This window comes from Mesorhizobium sp. M1A.F.Ca.IN.020.04.1.1 (assembly GCF_003997315.1).
Taxonomy (GTDB): Bacteria; Pseudomonadota; Alphaproteobacteria; order Rhizobiales; family Rhizobiaceae; genus Mesorhizobium.
Map to the genome: position 1 here is coordinate 1 of NZ_RZSN01000354.1, position 1,833 is coordinate 1,833.

Annotated in this window: 2 protein-coding genes and 1 pseudogene; all 3 read right to left on the minus strand. The window is 60.6% G+C overall.

From position 1 onward, the window contains the following. Positions 1 to 219, minus strand: a pseudogene (locus EOA49_RS31750) (pyruvate dehydrogenase (acetyl-transferring) E1 component subunit alpha); the annotation flags it as partial. 178 nt (positions 220 to 397) lie between these two features. Further along, positions 398 to 721, minus strand: a complete 324-nt coding sequence (locus tag EOA49_RS31755; protein WP_066989670.1) for a septum formation initiator family protein — start codon at positions 719 to 721, stop codon at positions 398 to 400. Between the two features lie 167 nt (positions 722 to 888). Further along, positions 889 to 1,833: phosphopyruvate hydratase (gene eno, locus EOA49_RS31760; protein WP_127243589.1), on the minus strand; the 945-nt coding region annotated here is incomplete at its 5' end.

The window sequence follows — 1,833 nt, forward strand, 5'->3', positions numbered from 1 at the left end:
CTCCTGGCCGATATAGAGGTGGCAGAAGCCGCCGATAAAGCCCATGCCGTAAAGCTGGCCCGCCTTCTCCTCGAAGCGGCGAATGAGCAGCATGTGCCGGTAGGCGGAGAGCTCTTCTTCTTTGGTGAAGTCGGCTGGCTTGGGGGTGGAAAGGGCCGACGATTTGCCGTCGGATCTGGATTTGGACTTGGCAGGCGCTTTTCTGGCGGCGGTGGCCATACATCACTCCCTGTTGGCGTCTCTTCGCGGACATTCAAGGGAGAGCGACCCGTCTCCCCACCGATTTGAGCGAGGCTAACACGCAAGAATGCAATGCGCCATGCTGAAAAATGCATGGCTGACATGCATCCTAAGCGATTAGAATCATTGCAAATAAGTTTGATTAACCGAAATTCGGTTATTTTGCCGAAGCCGGCAGCATGATGGTGATTTCGTCCGGATGGGACAGATTGAGCGCCTTTCGGGCCTGCTCGTCAAGCATGTCCTTTTCCAGCGTGCCTTCATGCATGAGCTGGACACGACGTTCGAAGTCGATCCGGCGCGCCTTGACCGCGTCGAGCTGAGTCTGGAGTTCGGCCGCCTGGGCCTGCAGCCGATATTTGGAGTAGATGCCGAACTCACCGTGATAGGCATGGAAGCCGAAATAGGCGAGAAACAGCACGCAGAGCGACGGAACGATCAGCTTGCCGGTGTTTCTCTGCTTGTGCTGACGTGTCCACATGACCCGACCCCTTTCGGCCGCGAGCGCAAGCGGCTGTTCGAGTCTTTTTTCGCCCGATTGTGCTTAATGGACGGTTACGGCTGGCTGGACTGAGACCTGCCGAAACAAAAAGAGGCGGGGAAAACCGCCTCTCCGCCTCTTTCAACAACCAAGACAGTTTGTCCGGATCAGCCCTTGACCACCGACTTGCCGGCGTAGCGCGCCTGCCGGCCGAGCTCTTCCTCGATCCGGATGAGCTGGTTGTACTTGGCCATGCGGTCTGAGCGCGACAGCGAGCCGGTCTTGATCTGCCCGCAGTTGGTGGCGACGGCGAGGTCGGCAATGGTCGAATCCTCGGTCTCGCCCGAGCGGTGCGACATGACGGCGGTGTAGCCGGCCTTGTGCGCGGTCTCGACCGCGTCGAGCGTTTCGGTGAGCGAGCCGATCTGGTTGACCTTGACCAGGATCGAGTTGGCGACGCCCATGCGGATACCGTCGCGCAGTCGCGCCGTGTTGGTGACGAACAGATCGTCGCCGACCAGTTGGGTCTTCTTGCCGATCAGATCGGTCAGGTATTTCCAGCCCTCCCAATCGTCCTCGGCAAGGCCGTCCTCGATGGTGACGATCGGATAATCGGAAGCGAGCTTGGCGAGGTATTTGGCCTGCGCCTTCGGATCGCGGGTCTTCTTCTCGCCCTCATAGACGTAGTTGCCGTCCTTGAAGAACTCGGTCGCCGCGCAGTCGAGGCCGAGCGCCACGTCCTCGCCCGGCTTGAAGCCGGCCTTCTCGATCGATTCCATGATGAAATCGAGGGCCGACGGCGCGCTCTTCAGGTTGGGGGCGAAACCGCCCTCGTCGCCGACATTGGTGTTGTGGCCGGCATCCTTCAGCTTCTTCCTCAGCGTATGGAAGATTTCAGAGCCCCAACGCACGCCGTCGCGCAGCGTCGGCGCGCCGACCGGCAGGATCATGAATTCCTGAAAGTCGATCGGGTTGTCGGCATGAGCGCCGCCATTGATGATGTTCATCATCGGCACCGGCAGGATGTGCGCCTTGGCGCCGCCGACATAGCGGTAGAGCGGCAGCCCGGCGGCCTCGGCGGCGGCCTTGGCCACCGCCAGCGACACGCCGAG